Genomic DNA, 512 nt, shown 5'->3' on the forward strand with positions numbered 1-512 from the left:
ACTCACGAGCTTTGGTGTATTGATAAGGAAATCAATCGAGATCGCTTGTCGGCATACCTCAAGGCTAAGTTTAAGGCGAAGCGCCACGCGGAGAGGCTTGAACGACTGCTATCAGCGGAGCCGACAGAAGTCTTTGAGGAACTGCTTCTTGAACGTTGGGAGGCTTGTTGCGAAAGGGCTGGGCTGATGCTGAAACCAGACGGCACACCCGTTTCACTCGATGCCTTCCGTCAACATGCGCTTGATATTAAGCATGGTGTGAGCGTTGGTGACTACCTAGCAAAACAAGACGATTCGAGACACTGGGGAGTGGATCGAGAAATGGCTAAAGGTAGCACCAAGAAGGGCAAGAAAAAGGGGATTCACCCCTTTGGGTTTTTGTCTCGTTTCGCTGAAACAGGCGATGGTGTTTGGTCTGGCCGTTGGCTTGAGTACAGCGAGGCCATTGACGGTAAACGCCGTTTATACTGGTCTCCCGAGTTAAAGGAACGAGTTGGCCTTAGCGAAAAAAC

General features: G+C 50.8%; 1 protein-coding gene. It reads left to right on the top strand.

The window, feature by feature from the left end:
• A partial coding sequence (locus R7Q11_RS29510; protein ID WP_225467382.1) for a hypothetical protein occupies positions 1–512 on the top strand: 512 nt, incomplete at both ends.

It is taken from the genome of Vibrio sp. 970 (genome assembly GCF_033339075.1).